This is a genomic window from Trinickia sp. LjRoot230 (assembly GCF_964253315.1).
In the GTDB taxonomy this organism is placed as follows: Bacteria; Pseudomonadota; Gammaproteobacteria; order Burkholderiales; family Burkholderiaceae; genus Trinickia.
Genome location: NZ_CAXUQX020000002.1, coordinates 1,431,199 through 1,449,251, shown reverse-complemented (window position 1 = coordinate 1,449,251; position 18,053 = coordinate 1,431,199). Strand labels below are relative to the sequence as shown.

Here is an 18,053-nt window from a genome sequence, read left to right as displayed (position 1 = left end):
CGGTTCGGTTATTGCCAACTCAAATAGATTCAGATTCTGTGAAAGCCCTCACGAGACGCTTGTCACGCATCGCGTGCCAGCGGGCAACGAGGTTCGGAATCAGCACTGACGCAAGCAACAGCGCCCCCGTCACAATCGTCAGCGTTTCGCTCGATACGTCCACCAGCGTCAATGCGTTTTTGAGGACCCCGATCACGACGAGCGAAAGCAACACGCCATACATCGAACCCTTTCCGCCAAAAATGCTCACGCCGCCGAACAGCACGGCCGCGATGACCGAAAGCTCGAACCCCTCGCCGTTATCGCCGCGCGCACTCGTGAATCGCAGCGTATAGACGATGCCCGCGAGCGCGCTCATCGCGCCCGATAACACGAAAAGCCGCAGCTTCATCTTCGCGACTTCAATCCCTGAAAATGACGCTGCAAAGCCGTTGGCGCCGATCGCATAGAGACTGCGGCCAAACGCCGTGGCCTGCAGCAGCACCGTGAACACCACCGCGCCGATAACAACGAGTACAAACGGCAACGGAATAAACGTTGCGCCGAGCGTCTGCATGGTCCAAAGCGTGTATGACGGCGGAAAATCGGCCACGGCCTGATCGCCGAGCAGCACATAGGCCAGCCCGCGAAACAGAGCAAGCGTGCCAATCGTGACGGCAAGCGAGGGCAGCCCGAGCTTGACGATCGCGAGCCCGTTGGCTAAGCCAGCCAGCGCACCTGCGGCCAGCACGAGCGCTATGACCAGCGGCATCGGCAGCCCCGCATGCCAGAGCACACCCATCAAGGCGCTCGACATGCCGAGCACCGATGCCACCGACAAGTCGATCTCGGCTGCGACGATGATCAGCGTCATCGGCAACGCCATCAACGCGACTTCGCTCAAATCCGCAAGCAGGTTTCCAAGGTTGGCAGCACCGGCAAATACCGGCGAAATCAGGCAACCAAGCGCCAGCGAGCCGATCAAAATGATGATTAGGAGTCCTTCCCAATTGAGCCGCAGTGCGCGCTTGCGCTGGTGCGTTCGCCGGTGCAGTCCTGATTCAGCCATGGTCGCGCTTCCTCATCATCCGGTTGACCATCGAGCGGGCCAGCAACGTATCGGCCGCAATCGCGGCAACAATGAGCGCGCCTTCGATGGCCTGCTCCCAAAACGGCGAGACATGAAGCACTACGAGTGCAATGCTGATGACGCCAAGCACGAGCGCGCCGAGCGTTGCACCGAGGATGGTGCCCACGCCACCCGTGATGGCCACGCTGCCGACGACGGCCGCGGCCACCACTTGCAACTCGATACCCTTGGCGGTACTTGCATCGACAGTGCCGAACCGTGCAAGCCACAATGCGCCAGCAAAACCTGCGATGGCACCGGAGATCAGAAAGCCTGCAAAAAGACGCCGCTCGACCGCGATGCCGGCAAGCCTCGCCGCTTCGGGGTTCGATCCGATCGCATAATGCTCGCGGCCGGCGCGGAACTGCTTCAGGTAAATAGAGAGCACGCTCAGCAATGCGCCGGCGATGACCGCAAGCGTCGGTATGCCGAGCACCGTGCCCGTCGCCAGTCCGGAGAATGCATCGGGCAAACTCGTGGCATTGATCTGGCCGCCGCGCACCCATGCATAATCAGCACCCCTAAATATATAGAGCGTCGCCAGCGTCGCCACGAGCGAAGGCACCCGGCCCACCGCCACGAGCGCGCCGTTGATCGCTCCAGCCAGGAGACCGATCAGAACGCCGCCTGCCAGCGCGACCAGCACCGGCATATGCGGGAACATCACATACAAACTGCCTATCGCATAGGCGCTGATGCCGACCGTCGAGCCCATCGACAGATCGATATGACGCATCAAAATCACAATCGTCATGCCGGCCGTCAGCAAGCTCACGAGCGACACGTTGAGCAGCACATCGCGCAGATTCTGCAGGCTGAGAAACTGCGGCTGAGCCAGTGCCGTACCGCCGATCAACAGCAGCAACACCACGAACAGCGTGCTTTCCCGGCTATGCGCGAGTGCCTCGGCCACATGACGCAGGCGAGTACGGCTCGGCGGCATCTCGGCGCTTTCAGTGGTGTGAGTATGGCTGATCGATTGGCGCATCATGCGGCGCGTCCGAGATGAAAGCCGGGCTGACCGAGGGCCGCCGCCATGACTCGCTCTTCGCTCGCCTCCGCACGTGCGAGTTCGGCACTGATGCGGCCTTCATGCATGACCAGGATGCGATCCGCCATTCCCAACACCTCGGGCAATTCGCTCGAAATCATCAGCACGGCCATGCCCTCGCTCACGAGTTTCGAAAGCGTTCCGTATACTTCCGCTTTCGCGCCGACGTCGATACCACGTGTCGGCTCATCGACGATCAGCACCTTCGGCCCCGTTGCCAACCATTTTCCGAGCACCACCTTTTGCTGATTGCCGCCCGAAAGCGTACCAACCGGCGCGAGCATGTCACTCGCCTTTAATTGGAGCCTGGTTCCCCATGTGCTCGCCAACGCGACCTCGCGCGCCCTCGCCAACAGCCCGAAGCGCGTGAGACGGCTCAGCACCGTCATCGACGCATTGCGTGCGATGCTCAATTCGAGCGCGAGCCCCTGGTGCCGGCGATCCTCCGGCACGAGCGCGAGCCCGCTGCGCACCGCAGCCGCGGGCCGACCGGGCGGCAGGCGCTTGCCGGCCATGCATACCTCGCCGCTGTCGATCGGATCGATGCCGAAGATCGCGCGCGCCACTTCGCTTCGGCCTGCACCGACGAGGCCCGCCAACGCCACGATTTCTCCTGCGCGGACTTCGAACGAGATATCGCGGAACACGCCTGCGCGCGTCAGCTTGCGCACGGCGAGTCGAACGTCGCCGGGCCGCACATCAGCCTTCGGGTAGAACGTATCGAGATCGCGCCCCACCATCTTCGCGACGATCGAAGCAGTATCGAGTTCGGACGTCAGTGCATCGAAGACTTTCGCACCGTCGCGCATGATCGTCACGCGTTGCGTCAACGCGAACACCTCTTCGATACGATGCGTAATGAAAAGAATGGCCACCCCGCGCTCGCGCAACTTGCGCACGATCGCAAAGAGGCGCTCGACTTCGGGCAGCGAAAGCGCGGCCGTCGGCTCGTCCATGATCAGCAAGTTCGCATTGAGCGACAGCGCCTTCGCAATCTCAATGACTTGCTGATCGGCAATCGAAAGCCCGCGCACCAATCGGTCGGCGTCCAAATCAACGCCGAGCTCGGCCAGCAATGCGTCAACCTCCTTTTGCATCACCGCGTAATCGATGCGCCCGAAGCGCCCCACCGGCTGGCGGCCCATGTAGATGTTTTCGGCAATCGACAGGTCGAAAAAAAGCGTCGGCTCTTGATAGATCACGGCGATGCCGGCGTCACGCGCCTCGGCCGGTGTCGCGAACGATCGATCGATGCCGTCCACCATCAACTGCCCGGTGTCCGGTCGATGAACGCCGGCCAAAATTTTTACAAGCGTAGACTTGCCCGCGCCGTTCTCGCCGAGTAGCGCATGCACCTCGCCGGGCCACAGCGTGAGCTCGCCGTCGACGAGCGCGCGCACGCGTCCGAACGACTTCGTCGCATGTCGCAATTCGAGCCGCGGTGCATGCGCGACTTGCGCGATCGTCTCCAAATGTGTCTCCCGGTTTTATCGTGCTCAAATTCGGTAAATCCGCTCGGCGGTGCCACGAAACAGCGCGTGTCGCTCGCTCTCGCTCGCACCGGCGACGATCTGCGCATAGGCGTGCCAAAGCGCACCATATGCGCCGAAAAGCCGATCCACCGGAAAATTCGACGCGAACATCGCGCGCTCCATTCCGAATGTATCGATCACCTGCAATACGTACGGCCTAAAACTTTCGATCGTCCATGCATGATCGAACATCGCCAGCCCACTGATTTTGATGGCCACGTTAGGTGCGGCAGCGAGCGCGCGAAGACCGTCTCGCCACTGTCGAAATCCGTCTACGTTGTCTCTATCGACGAACATGCCCGCATGATTGACGATGATCTGAATGTACGGGTGCGCATGTGCCAAGGCCGCAGCCTGCATCATTTGCGACGGATAAAGCTGCAAATCGAACGACAATCCGAAACGCGCAAGCAGCGCGAAATTGTGGCGCCATGTCGGGTCATCGAGGTAATCGCGCGCCACATAGTTGTAAAGCACGTTCGCATGCCGGTTCAAGATTTGCCTGATGCCGCGCGTGTTTGCGAAAGCGGCATGCGCAGCGAGCGTTTGCGCGACATCGGCTGCACTCAGATCCGCCGCAGCGACAATGCCGTCGGGCAGCCTCCGAGCAATACCATGCACGCTCTGCCCCGTATCAGCCAGCGATTGCAGCCAACGCGTCTCTTCGACAGGATCGGCCGGATCGTGATTGGCCTCGACATGCACCGCTTTGATGACTTCGACGTCGGCCGCATCATGCAGCAAATCGTCGGGCAAATAGTTATGTTTCAGCGCGTTGGCATCGCCGACGAATGACCTGCCCGGCGTGGCAAGCCACGGGTAGTGATGCGTATCGAGATCCCAGAAATGAATATGCGGGTCGACGACTTGCATGGTGGCGCTGTCTCCGTCGTTATGGTCCGCACCGTCTTGGCGATGCAGTGGATGCGACTATAATCGCTCAATCGATAGCAAACCAATCCGTTGTTGGGATCGGGCGATCCAAAAACCGAATCACGGGCCACCCATGAACCGTCCGGCAGCAACTGTCGCGCTCGTCAACCGGCTCAAGTTCAAACACTTGGCGCTGCTTGTTGCGCTCGACGATGCCCGTAACGTCCATCAAGCGGCCGAAATCGTCAACGTCGCTCAGCCGAGTGCCAGCCGCATGCTGAGCGATATCGAAGAGGCATTCGGCTTTCGGCTCTTCGAGCGCAGCGCGCGCGGCATCGAACCCACTTCGCTCGGCATCGTGACACTGGCTTATGCGCGTCGCGCGCTGGCTGAACTCACGCGCTTCGCCGAAGACCTCGAGGTCAAACGCCGGGGCGGACATGGCCAATTGACGGTCGGCGCCATTATGGGCGCCGCGCCTGATCTGCTCGCCATGGCGGTCGCCACGCTCAAAACCGAGCGGCCGCTCTTGAATGTGCGCGTGCTTGGCGAAACGAGCGATCAGGTGGTGCAACTGCTGCATCGCCGCGAAGTCGACCTCGCACTCGGCCGTTTGACAACACCGCTGCAGCACAACGATTTTCACTTCGAGCCCCTTGCACGCGAAACGCTGATGCTCGTCGTACGCACGCGGCACCCGCTGGCCGGCTGCGCGTGCGTGACGCTCGGCGAGTTGATGGCCTGGCCGTGGGTCGCGCAACCCGTCACGAGTCCGGCGCGCGTGCTGTTCGAAGAAGAACTCGCGCGTGCAGGGTTGACGACGCCTGCGAACCTGACCGAATGCGCATCGATCTTCGCCACGCTGCAACTGCTCGAGAAATACGACGCGGTCGCCATGCTGCCCGAGTCGGTCGTGCGCGATCACGTGCGCGGCAATCTGCTCGTGCCGCTGCCGCTCGAAATCGGCAAAAGCCTGCCCGGCTTCGGCATCCTCACGCGCAAGGAGGAGCCGCTCGCCGAACCGGCCGAGCATTTCGTCGGGTTGCTGCGGCGATTTTCTCAACCGCTTGCAGCCGAACATTTCGCGCGTCACGATAGCGCCGCTTCAACGCTACCGCTTTACTGAAGGTTCACAAACAGCCCACCGTCGACGAGCAGCGCGGCCCCCGTCACATAGCGGGCGCGATCCGACGCCAGAAATACCACGCATTCCGCGACATCCTCGGGCGTGCCGAGCCGGCCAAGCGGAATGCGCTTTTCGAAGTAGGCGCGCTTCGATGCATCGGCCAAGTCTTGCGCGTTCAAATCGGTGGCGATCGTGCCTGGCATCACCGAATTGCAGCGAATGCCGTACGGTCCCAATGCAATCGCGCACGACTGCATCAACGAATGCACGCCGGCCTTCGTCGGCGTGTAGTGCGTTTGCAGCGCACCGCCCACGAGCGCACTGATCGAACTCGTCGCCACGATCGCACCGCCCGTTCCCTGCTCTTTCATTTGCCTTGCAGCGGCCTGCGTGACATAAAATGCGCCGTTCAAATTGACGCCAACCGTCCGTTCGAGCACCGCAGCCGGCATGTCGAGGAAAGCATGAAATGGACAAATGCCCGCATTGCTCGCGAGTACATCGACCTTTCCGAATGCTTCGACGGCTTGCCGCACGAGATCGATGCCCGTTTGCGGCGCCGCGACATTGCCCTCCACCGCAATCACGCGCCGACCGAGTTGCTCGATCGCTTCGGTCGTCTCTACGATGGCCGAGCGGCGTCCATACGAAGCATCGTTGTCGCTCCAATAGTTGATCGCCACATCAGCGCCCTCGCGCGCGCAGGCAATCGCAATCGCTCGCCCGATGCCACGCGAGCCTCCCGTTACGATGACGGCTTTATCCTGTAGCAGCAAGGATGTCTCCTTTGATTCGGACTGCTAATCAAATCAAATGCGCCGGGCTCAGTGCGCTCAGTGCGTATAGGGCCGACTGAGCGCACACTCTGGATTGAGCTGCACACCGAACCCGGGCCTGTCCGGCACCTTCATTCGGCCATTGACCGGCACAGGTTCGTCGAGCAGCAGCGGCGTGAACATCGGCACGACCTGATCTGCCTTCGGCGCCATCATCAGGAATTCGGCGAACGGCGAATTATGTCGTGTAATGACGAAGTGGTAGCTGTAGACAGAGGAGCCATGCGGGACAACCATCACATTGTGCGCATCCGCAAGCGCGGAAATTTTGATCAGCTCGGTCATCCCGCCGCACCAGCCAACGTCAGGCTGAATCAGATCGCAGCATTGCATGTCGAGCAGCATGCGAAAACCCCAGCGCGTCGCCTCGTGTTCGCCCGTCGAGACGAGCATGCCAGGCGGCACGTTGCGCCGCAGTTGCGCGTAGCCCCAATAATCATCGGGTGGCAAACACTCTTCGATCCACTTGAGGCCGTATTCGTGCGCCGCATGGGCCAAGCGCGTTGCATAGCTCAGATCAAGGCTCATCCAGCAATCGAACATCAGCCAGAAGTCGTCGCCCACACGCTCGCGCATCTGCGCGAGCAGTGCGATATTTTGCGCGAGCCCCTCCTCGCTTTCGGCGGGGCCGTGCTGCAATGCGAGCTTGCCGCCGATAAAACCCATCTCTTTCGCCAAGTCCGGACGCGCGCCCGTGGCGTAAAACGACAGCTCGTCGCGTACCGGTCCGCCGAGTAGTTGATACACGGGCTCCTGCCTGATTTTTCCGAGCAAGTCCCAGAGTGCGAGGTCGACACCCGAGATCGTGTTGAGTACGATCCCCTTGCGACCGTAATAGAGCGTCGCGTAGTACATCTGATCCCACATCTTCTCGATGTCGGTTACGCGTTGGCCCTCGAGAAAACGGGCGAGATGCTTTTCAACGATGAACGCACCGATCTCGCCCCCCGTCGTGACGGCGAAGCCCACCGAGCCGTCACTCGCTTCGATTTCCACGACCAGCGTGCCCAACACGTTGATGCCGAACGAGCGCCGGCTTTGCCGGTACTCTGGATAGCGCGCCATTGGCGTTGCGATATGGTCGTCGATCCAATGACCGTCCGATTGATCGTGATAGTCAGCACCGCCGCCCCGGACGATAAAGGCACGTACCGCTTTGATGGTGGGCATGGCCATGAAGGTCGCTCCGTTATTTTCGAAAGAGATCAGCGCGCTTGCTCGATGCGCTGGCCGTCTTCTGCGCTTAGCCGCGCGCTCGTGCGGGGCACTATCATCGCAATAAGCAACGCGGCAACGACGCTTGCCGATCCGAGCACAATGAGCCCGGCCGACTTCGATGCGAACGCGTGCTCGACCACGGTGCGCAGCGTCGGTGCCATAAAGCCGCCTAGATTGCCGAGTGAGTTGATCAGCGCGATGCCGCCCGCCGCTGCCAGACCACTCAGATGGCGAGTGGGGAACGTCCAAAAGAGCGGCTGCGCAGCCATAAAGCCGCTGGCGGCACAGCATAGCGCGGCCAACGCGATGATCGGGTTCGGCACGATGCCCGAGCACGCGATGCCGGCTCCCGCCAGTACGAGCAAACCCATCGCCCAAGTTCGGTGACGTCCGGACGCATCGGCACGCCGGGGTACGAACCAGGTGGTAGCCACCGCGCACAACCACGGCACCGCCGTCACGAGCCCTACTTTGAAGCCGATCTTCGCACCGATCAGCGACGCCACTTGTTGCGGCAGATAGAAAATGAGGCCGTAGACGCTGACTTGAATCGATGCATAGATGAGCGCATAGGAAAGCACGCGTCGATCAACAAGCGCAGCGAGCACCCCATGCGGGCCTTCGGCCGCCGCGTGTCTCGCATCGCGTTCGAGCACACTCGTCAGTGCATCGCGTTCGCCGGCGGTGAGCCAGCGCGCATCGGCGGGCGTATTGTCGAGAAACCAGAATGCCCAGATACCGACAATCGACGCCAGCGCGCCTTCGATCAGAAAAAGCCAGTGCCACCCTGCGAGACCCAACACACCATCGAGATCGAGCAGCGAACCCGAGAGCGGGCTTCCGAAGATGAATGCGAGTGGCGCACCGAAATAAAAAATACCGACCGCACGCGCGCGAGCCGATTGCGGAAACCATCGCGTGAGGTAGTAGATGACGCCGGGGAAAAAACCGGCCTCCGCGGCACCAAGCAAAAAACGCAGCGTATAGAAAAGCGCTGCAGTATTCGCAAACGCCATGGCAGCCGAAACGAGCCCCCACGTCACCATGATCCGGCACATCCAGATGCGCGCGCCCACGCGATGCAAGATCAGATTGCTCGGGACTTCGAACAATGCGTAGCCGACGAAGAACACACCCGCGCCGAATGCGAATGCCGCGTCCGAAAGGCCTGTGTCGTGCTGCAATGCCTTTTGCGCGAAGCCAATATTCGCGCGATCGAGAAACGCCAGCACGTACATCAACAGCAAGAACGGCAGCAACCGGCGCATCGTCTTGTCGACCGCTTGCTGCGCTAACAGGGGCAAGGGTGCGTTCATGTTAGTACGTCGCCCGTCCGCCCGACAGATCGAATACCGCACCGGTGCTGAACGCGCAATCCTCCGACGAGAGCCAAACGATCAGCGCGGCCGCTTCATCCGGCATCAAGAAGCGGTTCATCGGAATCTTCGAAAGCATGTATTCGATGTGCGCGGGCGCCATCGAATCGAAAATCTCCGTTTTGGCCGCAGCGGGCGTCACGGCGTTGACGAGTATGTTCTTCGTCGCGAGTTCCTTGCCGAGCGACTTCGTCAATCCGATCAATCCTGCCTTCGACGCGCTGTAATGTGAAGCGCTCGGGTTGCCCTCTTTGCCCGCCACCGATGCGATATTGACAATGCGTCCGTAGCCTTGCTCGATCATATGCGGCACGACGGCGCGACACGTCAGATACGGGCCAATCAAGTTCACATCGATCACGCGCCGCCATACGTCCGGCGGCAACTCCCAGGTCATCCCATTGCCGCCGGTAATGCCTGCGCAGTTGATCAGCACATGTATCGCACCGTGCGCCGCGAGCGTGTGCTGCACGGCGGCAGCGATCGAGCTCTCATCGGTCAACTCAACCGTCGCCGTCGAAACGGTGCCCAGTTCGGATAGCTCTTTTTGGCTGCGTTCGAGCCGCTCGGCATCGATGTCCCACAGGGCCACCGAGGCGCCCGAGCGCAACGCGCGCGCCGCGACGGCGTAGCCGATACCGCGTGCGCCGCCCGTGACGACCATCACGCGTTCGTTCAGATCGAGGTTGTTCATCGTGCCCTCGCCAATTCAACGTTGACAGTTCGTTGCGTCTGCTCACCGAGCCCGGCAATGCCGAGCCGCATCGTTTGCCCTGCGCGCAAAAACACAGGCGCCGGTTTGCATCCCATGCCGACGCCCGGTGGCGTGCCGGTGGAAATAACATCACCGGGCTGCAGGCTCATGAACTGGCTGATATAGGAAACAATCGTCGCGACATCGAAGATCATCGTTCGCGTGTTGCCGTTCTGGTAGCGCTTGCCGTCGACTTCGAGCCACATATCGAGCGATTGCGGGTTCGCAATTTCGTCGCGTGTGACAAGCCAGGGCCCAAGCGGGCCGAACGTATCACACCCCTTGCCCTTGTCCCACTGGCCACCGCGTTCGAGTTGATAAGCGCGCTCGGAAATATCGTTGACGATGCAATAGCCCGCCACATGGCTCAACGCATTTTCGCGGCATACATATTGAGCGCGCGTGCCGATCACGACGCCAAGCTCGACTTCCCAGTCGACCTTCTCGGCGCCGGGAGGAATGTGAACATCATCGTTCGGCCCGACGATCGCACTGGTCGCCTTCATGAAGAGCACTGGCTCGCTTGGCACCGGCATGTTCGATTCGGCCGCATGGTCGGAGTAGTTCAGACCGACGCAGATCATCTTGCCGACTGCTCCGACGCATGGCCCGAGACGAACATCGGCATCGACCAATGGTAAGGAGTCCGAATCAATTGAGGCGAGGCGGTCGAGCGATTGCGCGGACAGCGTGAGTCCGGCGATGTCGGGCACATGGGCCGATAGATCGCGGATACGGCCTTTGGTATCGACGAGCCCGGGCTTTTCAGCGCCGGGGCGGCCAAAGCGAACCAGCTTCATTCGGCGTCTCCTTCTTTTTCGAATGGGGTGCCCCTGCACTATATGGCGACGGGCGATACCCGGACAATTCGGAAGGAGTATGGGGTGATAGCGAAAGCGGATCGGCCGCTCAGATCGGCGTACGACCGGTCAGTCTGAATTCGTGACGCACGGCCGCCGCAATGCCGTCGACCACGTCCGCTACCAGCAAACGTCCCTTTTCGCTGCTGGATTCTTTCGCCGATGACAACACCCCGCTCGACGGAACCCATGCCGTACGGGTCGGATACATGTCATAAGCCGGGAATTCAGCGGGCCCGTGCGCGGGGATGCTGTCCAGCGAAACCAACTGCGGGTAATAATGAAGCATCATCGATGTTTCGATGACGGCGGCATGTTCGAGCGCAATGCCCGGAAACCCGCCCGGAAAGATCGCCTCGAGCGTTTCCTTGCGGCAGAGCTCCCAATGCTCGACACGCATCACTTCCATCCCGCCGCGCTCACCTAATTCCCGCATCGCGAGTTCGATACCCTCGGTGACGAACCACTGGTTTTCGAAATGGCCAACGACGATCACAAGGCGTCTGACGCCGTGACGATAAAATTCCCGCACCGCATCGCGGATCAATCCGATCAACGTCGCGCCATCCACACTGGTCGTGCCGCAAAAGTGCTGGCCGCCGCCGCTTCGGGGTTGTGACTTATAGCCGTATGAAATGGCCGGCGCCACGATGCCCCCAACCTCGCGGGCAACATCTTCGCTAATCGCGCTTGCCAGCAACGCATCCGTTCCGAGCGGAAGATGCGGCCCGTGTTGTTCCGTCGCGCCGCACGGCAGAAATACGACCGATCCGGCTTTTACGCGCTGCTCGTACTCGACCCAGCTGATGTTGTCCATGCGCACGCTGTTCACGTTGAGCTCCCGTTATTGGTAAGCGACGCCTGCACCGGTCGAGCATCGCGGCGGCCGATATGAAAGAGGTAGTAGCTCGCGCCGCCCACTCCGAGCCCAGCGAGCCACGAGAGGTCGATGCCGCCCAGCGCCATTGCGACGGGTCCTTGCATCGACTCGACACTGCCGACCTGAAAGAGCCACGCCGCGATCACGCCCAACGCCAGCGCCGCCAAACCGGACCAATTGATATCCCCACATTCGCTTACCGAGTGGTGTCGGTAAAGTTCGCCGACATCCATCCTGCCGCGCGAGATCATAAAGAAATCGACGAGCACAATCCCGGCCCATGGGGCGATCCATACGACAAAGAAGACCATCAGATCTTCGAAGGTGCTGGCGAACGCGCCTGAATGCAGGAACAGATAAAGAATTGCAAGCGCGATGATGCCGGATACGACAGAGACAACCCACCGCGGAACGCGCAGATCGAGCGACAGTGTGGCGAGTGCCGCCGAGTAGATGACAACGATATTGGTGGCGATTGGACCGTGGACGAGCACAAGCAGAACGGGCAACGCCATCGCGCCAAACACGGCAATGATGAGCTGAGCGGGGTCGGCGCCGCTTCCCGCCGACGCTATCGCGGCCCCGAGAAAAGCGAGCCAGACGGTCGGGATGAACATGCCGAGCGAAGTCGCTCGAAATACCTGCCGGCTGCTCAATCGTAATTTTGTGAAGCGCGTGTAATCCGACGCATAAACGAGCCATGAAACGCCCCAGCCAATGCCGATTGCGGTCATCAGCTTGCTCATTGCCGAAAGCTTGCCGATGCCGTGAACCGTTGAAACCTGCCAGCGGACGTCAACATGCGTGAAAGCCAATACGGTCATCACGGCCATGATAACGAGGACGAACGGCATCGTATAACGCTCGAAATAACGGATCGCATGAAAGCCCCACATGGCAATGCCAACTTGAATCAGCATCACCACGATGGCAATCACGTACTTGAGTTCGATACCGCCGCTCACACCCAAACGCTCAAGCGCCGCAACCGCAAGATCCAAAACAATCCACGTGTTGATCGCCACCCACCCCATCGGCATCAGCACCTGCATCAACGTAGGCAGCCACGCACCTCGCCGGCCGAAAGCCATCCGCGACAGAACCATTTGCGGCACACCGGTGCGATGTCCGATCACACACATGGCGCCGAACAACGCACACCCCAACACATTGCCGACGACGATGACGGCCAGCGTCTCGACAAGGCTCAACCCCAGTTGAATGCCGATCGCCCCAAGCACCCAGTTGATCGGTGCGACGTTCGCTCCGGCCCAGATCCAGAACTGGTCCAACTGTCCGGATGTCCGGCGTTCGCCCGGCACGGGCTCTATGCCGTGTATATCGAATGCGGCGCCAATGTCCGCGTTCACTTGCGCTATGTGATCGTTTGACACAACTGTCTCCTCCTGGATGGCGAATTCAATTCGCTGATTACCGATTTAAGCGGAGACAAATAAATGGCGAAATCGACGAATTCTCAACCGCTGTTGAGAAAAATTCGTTATCCGCCACGCGGCTATGGACTGTTGAGTTTTTCTCAATGCGCAAGAAAAAAATCATCAATCGCACTAGTGAACGCATCATGGCTAAATTGGCGTTCCGTTCTTTTTTGTCCGAGCAAGCAAAGGAATGCACACGCCATGACTACCCTTCTTCACATCAATGCTAGCGCACGTAATGATCGATCGCTCAGCCGCAAACTATCCGGCGCCTTCATCGATGCATGGACCCAACTCGAGCCCACGGCCGAGATCATTGCACGTGACGTCGGAGCCAATCCGCCGCCGATCATCACCGAAGAATGGATCGCCGCCGTCTTCACGCCGCAAGAAAGCGTCACGCCGGAGCAACGCGAAGCATTACGTCTGTCTGACGAATTGATCGACGAGGTCGACCGCGCCGATCTGATCGTGATCGGCACACCGATGTACAACTATGGCATGCCGGCAGCGCTCAAATCGTGGTTCGACAAGGTCATTCGCATCGGCAAGACATTCACTTTCGATCTGGCACGCGGGGACTTCCCGCTGGAGCCGATCATGCGTGGCAAAAAGCTCGTCATTCTGAGCTCGCACGGCGAGTTCGGCTTCGGACCCGGCGGCGTGCGCGAAAAGATGAACCACTTGGAAACCCATATCCTGACCTGCGCTCACTATCTGGGCATCGAAGAAAGTCATACGATCAGCATCAGCTATCAGGAATTCAACGACGCGCGACATCAAGCATCGGTGGCCGACGCGTTCGCTGCGGTGCCGGTGCTGGCCCGCCAATTAGCGAGCGCTTGCAAGCAGCCCGTTTTAGCTTGAACGTCCATGCACGCTGATATGACGATGAGCGCAACCGCGGCGACGCTGCACGACGGCAGCATCGATGCGGTCGAGTTGGTCGGCGCAGCGATTGCAAGATCGCACGCGGCGCACGGCGTCTTCATCTCTTTCATCGAGCGGGCGCACGACGACGCCATTCAATCCGCAAATCGACGCCGATGCGGCGCACCCCTTAGCAGGCTCGATGGCATTCCGTTCGCGGTGAAGGACATGATCGACGTAGCGGGAAACACAACGACGACTGGATCGCTCACACGAATCGATTCACCGCCCGCACCGACGGACGCCGCCGTGATCACCGCCATGCGGGCAATGGGCATGATCCCGGTTGGCAAGACGAACCTGAGCGAATTCGCATTCTCGGGGCTCGGGCTCAATCCGCACTTCGGCACGCCCACCGCCACCTTTCATGCAGCGGCGCCGCGTGCGCCCGGCGGTTCGTCGTCGGGCTCGGCAATCGCCGTGCAACGCGGCCTCGTGACAGCGGCAATCGGCACCGATACCGCTGGGTCAATCCGCATACCGGCGGCGTTCAATGGACTGGTCGGCTTTCGGGCATCGACCAGCCGCTACGACATGAGCGGCGTGCACCCGCTCGCCGTCACGCTTGATAGTCTCGGGCCGATCGCACGTACCGTCGAAGACTGTGTGCTCATCGATCGCGCGATGCGCGGGTGCGTGAATCTCGATGTGTACGCCGCGCCGCTTGCGCACGTTCGGTTTGTCGTCGATTCGTCGGTGCTCGCTGATCCATCGCTTCAGTTCGACGTTGCGCGAAATTTACGTAGTGTGCTGACGCTGTTGCGTCGATGCGGCGCACGCGTGGAAGAGCGCCCCGTCGACGCACTCGCGCGCACGCGCCAGATCATTGCGACGCATGGTTGGCTCGGTGCAATCGAGGCGTGGTCCGCGCTTCGTGAAACCGTCGAAGGCCAGCGCGGCGATCAAATCGATCACCGTGTTCGAAACAGACTGCTAGCCGCTAAAGGCATCGATCAGCACGCGCGAGAGCGCATCCGTACGCTGCGTGCGGAATTGATGCTGCGCCTGGCGCACGAACTTGGCGACGCGGTACTCGTCACGCCGACGGTCAAGCACGTCGCACCGCCGCTTGCCGCGCTCGAGGCCGATGATGTCCTGTTTGCGACAACCAATCTGGAAACGCTTTCGCTTACGATGCCAGGCAGTCTCCTCGATATGCCAGGTGTCGCGATGCCGTCCGGCGTCAATCGACAGCATCTGCCTACGTCGGTGCTCTTTTCCGTCCCGCAAGGGCAGGACGATCGACTGTTGCGCACTTGCCTCGCGGTCGAATCAGCGCTGCTGACTCGGCCGCTTCAATGAAATTTCCATCGAGAACGGGAGAACATCTGATGAACACGACATCCCCTCGCCCTGACGGCGAGCGCATCCGTATTCCCGCGCGCAGCGGCGTAGCGGTCAAGCTTGCTCAAGGCATGACGATCAAGGTCATCAATACGCACGGGCATCAGGTGGTCGATACATGGGCGTTCAATCAAAAGGACCTCGGCGAATCGATGTCAATGGAGCACAGCCGGGCTTCGATGTTGAAGCTCGTGCCGACAGTAGGCGACACGCTGCTTACGAACTATCGTCGAGCCATCTTGACGCTTGTCGAAGACACGACGCCGGGCGTGCACGACACGCTGATTGCGGCCTGCGACAAGCATCGTTATCAACAACTTGGGGTCGCTGGTCATCATGACAATTGCACCGACAACCTTGCTGACGCGCTTGGGCGTCTCGGTCTGAAGTCGAAAGAAACGCCTTGTCCGCTCAATCTATTCATGAACGTTCCCGTGCACGAGAAGGGCCGGCTCGAATTCGCGCCGCCGGTCAGTCAGGCCGGCCAATACGTCACGCTGCGTGCGGATATGGATCTGATCATTGTGATGTCGGCTTGCCCGCAAGATGTAACGGCAGTCAATGGCATGACGCCGACCGACGCCCACTATTCGATAAGCTGAACGCGCTTTGCGGGGCCACTGCTTTATTCGGTAAAATCCGTTTCTTGCAACCGATCGACTTCGGATCAAGGTGTTTCGCCATGCGTAAGTTGCCACCGCTCAATTCGATCCGCGCATTCGAGGCTGCAGCCAGACATCAAAGTTTTACTGCAGCCGCGGCTGAGCTGTCAGTGACAATTACAGCGGTCAGCCATCAGATTCGCCAACTCGAGGCACGCATCGGCCGCAAGCTGTTCGACAGAACGGGCGGTGCGGTCACGCTCACGCAGGTGGGAAAAACAATCTATCCGATTCTCAGAGATGGCTTCGATCAGATCGCTCAGGCGTTTGAGGTCGTCAATGCGGCTGCAAACGAAAAATCAATCCGAATCTCCACCTCACGTGCGTTTGCGGAACGCTGGCTGATGCCGCGGCTATCGAAATTCAATGCGATCCACCCCGACATCACCGTGCATATTCACGGCTCAGAAAAAGCGGTCGACCTGCGCGCCGAAGATATCGATCTCGCTATCCGGTATGGCCCTGTCGACACGAATCAACAGGATGCCGTGATTCTGGAGGACTGTTATATCGCAGTTGCCGATCGCGGCATTTGTCCTGCCGATCGTATCCCGACGATCGAGGATTTTCGCAAACATCCGTTGCTCGCCTACAAGTGGGGAAACCGGGCGCTGAACGCGCCGGACTGGGCTGCCTGGCTCGCGCTTGTCGAGCACGATCAAACGGTCGACTTTCGCATCTCCTGGTATAGCGAGGAAATGCTCGCGCTGCACGCAGCCGAATGCGGTCTCGGGCCACTGATGTGCAGCAATGTGCTGATAGACGAAGAACTACGCAGCGGACGTCTTCGCAAGATAGAAGGCCCGAGTCTGCCCGGTTTTTCGTATCGCCTCGTGGAGATAGCCTCGCTGCGTCCGAAAGAAGGTCTGCGGCTTTTTACGAAGTGGCTTCGTGAAGAGGCGCTGTTGTTTCGCGACCGCGGTCCAGACGTGCGTTCGAGTTGATTGACATCGATCGCTGCGCTCCTGTGGCAACGCGGCAACCGACGAGCAGTGTCGGCGACGGCAACGCTCAAGGCGATTTCGGCGTCATCTCTCGCGTATCAGGCACTGCCACGCAACGAAAACTCACGCCTTCCGAAGTCGGGCGCGTGCAGCCCGAATTGATTGATGAAGCTTTGCTTCCAGGGTTTCGCGGGGAGGGAGCACCGTCAGATATTCCGCCACATGGATGCCGCTCTTATCGAGTTCGAGCAGTTCGATCTGCTCCTGTTTCTTCCCTGCTTAAGCTTTCGGTTATAGAACAACAGGTCGATGTAGAAGTCGTCGTGATCGATTTGTATTCGTTTCTGTCGGGCAACGAACGTAAAGCCAGCGCCGAGCTCAAGTAGGAATTGCTCCATCTCCCGCAAGATGGCGTCTTCGAGGTCTCGTTCCAGATAGTGGTCATTGAGCCCGAGGAAGTCTAAGACATATGGGTCCTTAAGCAGCACGCCGGCTGATACTCGCTGTTCGCGCCGCAATTGTGCCAAGTCCCGCTCTATAGCGTCGGCCGGCTTCCGTGAAATCGCACTGCGCTCAAAAAGCATCGATCCGATGCGCTCTTGTAACTACCGAGATGACCAACGCTCGAGCCGACATAGCTCAAGATAGAAGTCTCGCTTGAGCGGATCGTCGATGTAAATCAGCGTCTTCAAGTGCGTCCAACTCAATTCTCTCCGCACTGCGGAGAGAATTGCATCATCAGAAAATACCTCCGCAGCACGCACACAATGCCGCAACTGCTGCTCACTCCAGCCGCGCCCATATTCAGCCGTCAATTGTCGCGCGAGGGACAGCATGACCGTTTGGCCATACCCGGCTCTGTCGCCCCGTAGCACCTCGTGGCGAATGACGCGACCGACCTGCCAGTACAGCAGCGTCAACTCGGCATTCACGGCAGCGGCGGCGCGCAGCCGCTCGCTCATGAAGGCTCCGGACAACGCTTTTGTCCACGTTACGCACCAAAACATTTGCCATGACTAACTCCCGCTCGAATAGCCGCGAACGATAGCATCGAATTTTCCACAAAAGCAGACCGGCAAACCCCGCCCAGCCACCACGCGGATTTGTCCCGATTGGCCGC

16 protein-coding genes and 1 pseudogene are annotated in these 18,053 nt (G+C 60.0%); 5 read left to right on the top strand and 12 right to left on the bottom strand.

The window, feature by feature from the left end; genetic code table 11:
- Positions 1-19: 19 nt before the first annotated feature.
- From ACSQ20_RS25510 to ACSQ20_RS25495, 4 genes are read right to left on the bottom strand one after another with little or no spacing between them, the layout of a single operon-like run.
- On the bottom strand, positions 20-1,048 hold the full coding sequence (locus ACSQ20_RS25510; protein WP_436025407.1) for an ABC transporter permease: 1,029 nt from the start codon (positions 1,046-1,048) through the stop codon (positions 20-22).
- Positions 1,041-2,051 carry an ABC transporter permease gene (locus tag ACSQ20_RS25505; protein WP_436025911.1) on the bottom strand — a complete coding sequence of 337 codons (1,011 nt, stop codon included), beginning with the start codon at positions 2,049-2,051 and terminating at the stop codon, positions 1,041-1,043. Before ACSQ20_RS25505 ends, ACSQ20_RS25510 begins: the two co-directional genes overlap by 8 nt.
- A gap of 44 nt (positions 2,052-2,095) precedes the next feature.
- Entirely contained in the window at positions 2,096-3,622 is a 1,527-nt protein-coding gene (locus ACSQ20_RS25500; protein ID WP_436025909.1) for a sugar ABC transporter ATP-binding protein, read from the bottom strand.
- Between the two features lie 33 nt (positions 3,623-3,655).
- Complete coding sequence (locus ACSQ20_RS25495) at positions 3,656-4,564, bottom strand: amidohydrolase family protein (RefSeq protein WP_436025405.1); 909 nt, start codon at positions 4,562-4,564, stop codon at positions 3,656-3,658.
- Positions 4,565-4,697: 133 nt separating this feature from the next.
- On the opposite strand from ACSQ20_RS25495, the gene ACSQ20_RS25490 reads away from it, so the two are divergent.
- Complete coding sequence (locus ACSQ20_RS25490) at positions 4,698-5,690, top strand: LysR family transcriptional regulator (RefSeq protein ID WP_436025403.1); 993 nt, start codon at positions 4,698-4,700, stop codon at positions 5,688-5,690.
- Here ACSQ20_RS25490 and ACSQ20_RS25485 read toward each other — a convergent pair.
- From ACSQ20_RS25485 to ACSQ20_RS25455, 7 genes are all read right to left on the bottom strand, one after another.
- A complete protein-coding gene (locus ACSQ20_RS25485; RefSeq protein ID WP_436025401.1) occupies positions 5,684-6,466 on the bottom strand; it encodes an SDR family NAD(P)-dependent oxidoreductase in 783 nt (260 codons plus the stop codon). The two genes, ACSQ20_RS25490 and ACSQ20_RS25485, sit on opposite strands and share 7 nt — an antisense overlap.
- Before the next feature lie 57 nt (positions 6,467-6,523).
- Positions 6,524-7,702, bottom strand: coding sequence for an L-rhamnonate dehydratase (gene rhmD / locus ACSQ20_RS25480; RefSeq protein WP_436025399.1), 1,179 nt, complete (start codon positions 7,700-7,702; stop codon positions 6,524-6,526).
- A 29-nt stretch (positions 7,703-7,731) separates the two neighbouring features.
- Positions 7,732-9,060, bottom strand: coding sequence for an MFS transporter (locus ACSQ20_RS25475; RefSeq protein WP_436025397.1), 1,329 nt, complete (start codon positions 9,058-9,060; stop codon positions 7,732-7,734).
- Between the two features lies 1 nt (position 9,061).
- A complete protein-coding gene (locus ACSQ20_RS25470; RefSeq protein ID WP_436025395.1) occupies positions 9,062-9,814 on the bottom strand; it encodes an SDR family NAD(P)-dependent oxidoreductase in 753 nt (250 codons plus the stop codon).
- Positions 9,811-10,674 carry a fumarylacetoacetate hydrolase family protein gene (locus tag ACSQ20_RS25465; protein ID WP_436025393.1) on the bottom strand — a complete coding sequence of 288 codons (864 nt, stop codon included), beginning with the start codon at positions 10,672-10,674 and terminating at the stop codon, positions 9,811-9,813. The genes ACSQ20_RS25470 and ACSQ20_RS25465 overlap by 4 nt, the downstream gene beginning before the upstream one ends.
- Before the next feature lie 109 nt (positions 10,675-10,783).
- The gene (locus ACSQ20_RS25460) at positions 10,784-11,566 is read right to left on the bottom strand and encodes a creatininase (protein ID WP_436025391.1); all 783 of its coding nucleotides are present in this window, start codon (positions 11,564-11,566) and stop codon (positions 10,784-10,786) included.
- Positions 11,563-13,008 (bottom strand): purine-cytosine permease family protein, encoded by a 1,446-nt coding sequence (locus ACSQ20_RS25455; RefSeq protein ID WP_436025389.1) that lies wholly within the window; start codon positions 13,006-13,008, stop codon positions 11,563-11,565. Before ACSQ20_RS25455 ends, ACSQ20_RS25460 begins: the two co-directional genes overlap by 4 nt.
- 246 nt (positions 13,009-13,254) lie before the next feature.
- Here ACSQ20_RS25455 and ACSQ20_RS25450 point away from each other — a divergent pair, with 246 nt between their 5' ends.
- The 4 genes from ACSQ20_RS25450 to ACSQ20_RS25435 all read left to right on the top strand — a co-directional run bounded on the left by ACSQ20_RS25450 (position 13,255) and on the right by ACSQ20_RS25435 (position 16,933).
- Positions 13,255-13,920: an FMN-dependent NADH-azoreductase gene (locus ACSQ20_RS25450; RefSeq protein ID WP_436025387.1), complete on the top strand. Its 666-nt coding sequence runs from the start codon at positions 13,255-13,257 to the stop codon at positions 13,918-13,920.
- Between the two features lie 24 nt (positions 13,921-13,944).
- On the top strand, positions 13,945-15,285 hold the full coding sequence (locus tag ACSQ20_RS25445) for an amidase family protein (RefSeq protein ID WP_436025385.1): 1,341 nt from the start codon (positions 13,945-13,947) through the stop codon (positions 15,283-15,285).
- A gap of 29 nt (positions 15,286-15,314) precedes the next feature.
- Entirely contained in the window at positions 15,315-15,929 is a 615-nt protein-coding gene (locus tag ACSQ20_RS25440) for a DUF1989 domain-containing protein (protein WP_436025383.1), read from the top strand.
- Positions 15,930-16,009: 80 nt separating this feature from the next.
- A complete protein-coding gene (locus ACSQ20_RS25435) occupies positions 16,010-16,933 on the top strand; it encodes a LysR substrate-binding domain-containing protein (RefSeq protein WP_436025381.1) in 924 nt (307 codons plus the stop codon).
- A 123-nt stretch (positions 16,934-17,056) separates the two neighbouring features.
- Here ACSQ20_RS25435 and ACSQ20_RS25430 read toward each other — a convergent pair.
- A pseudogene (locus ACSQ20_RS25430) lies at positions 17,057-17,940 on the bottom strand (PDDEXK nuclease domain-containing protein).
- Positions 17,941-18,053: the final 113 nt, after the last annotated feature.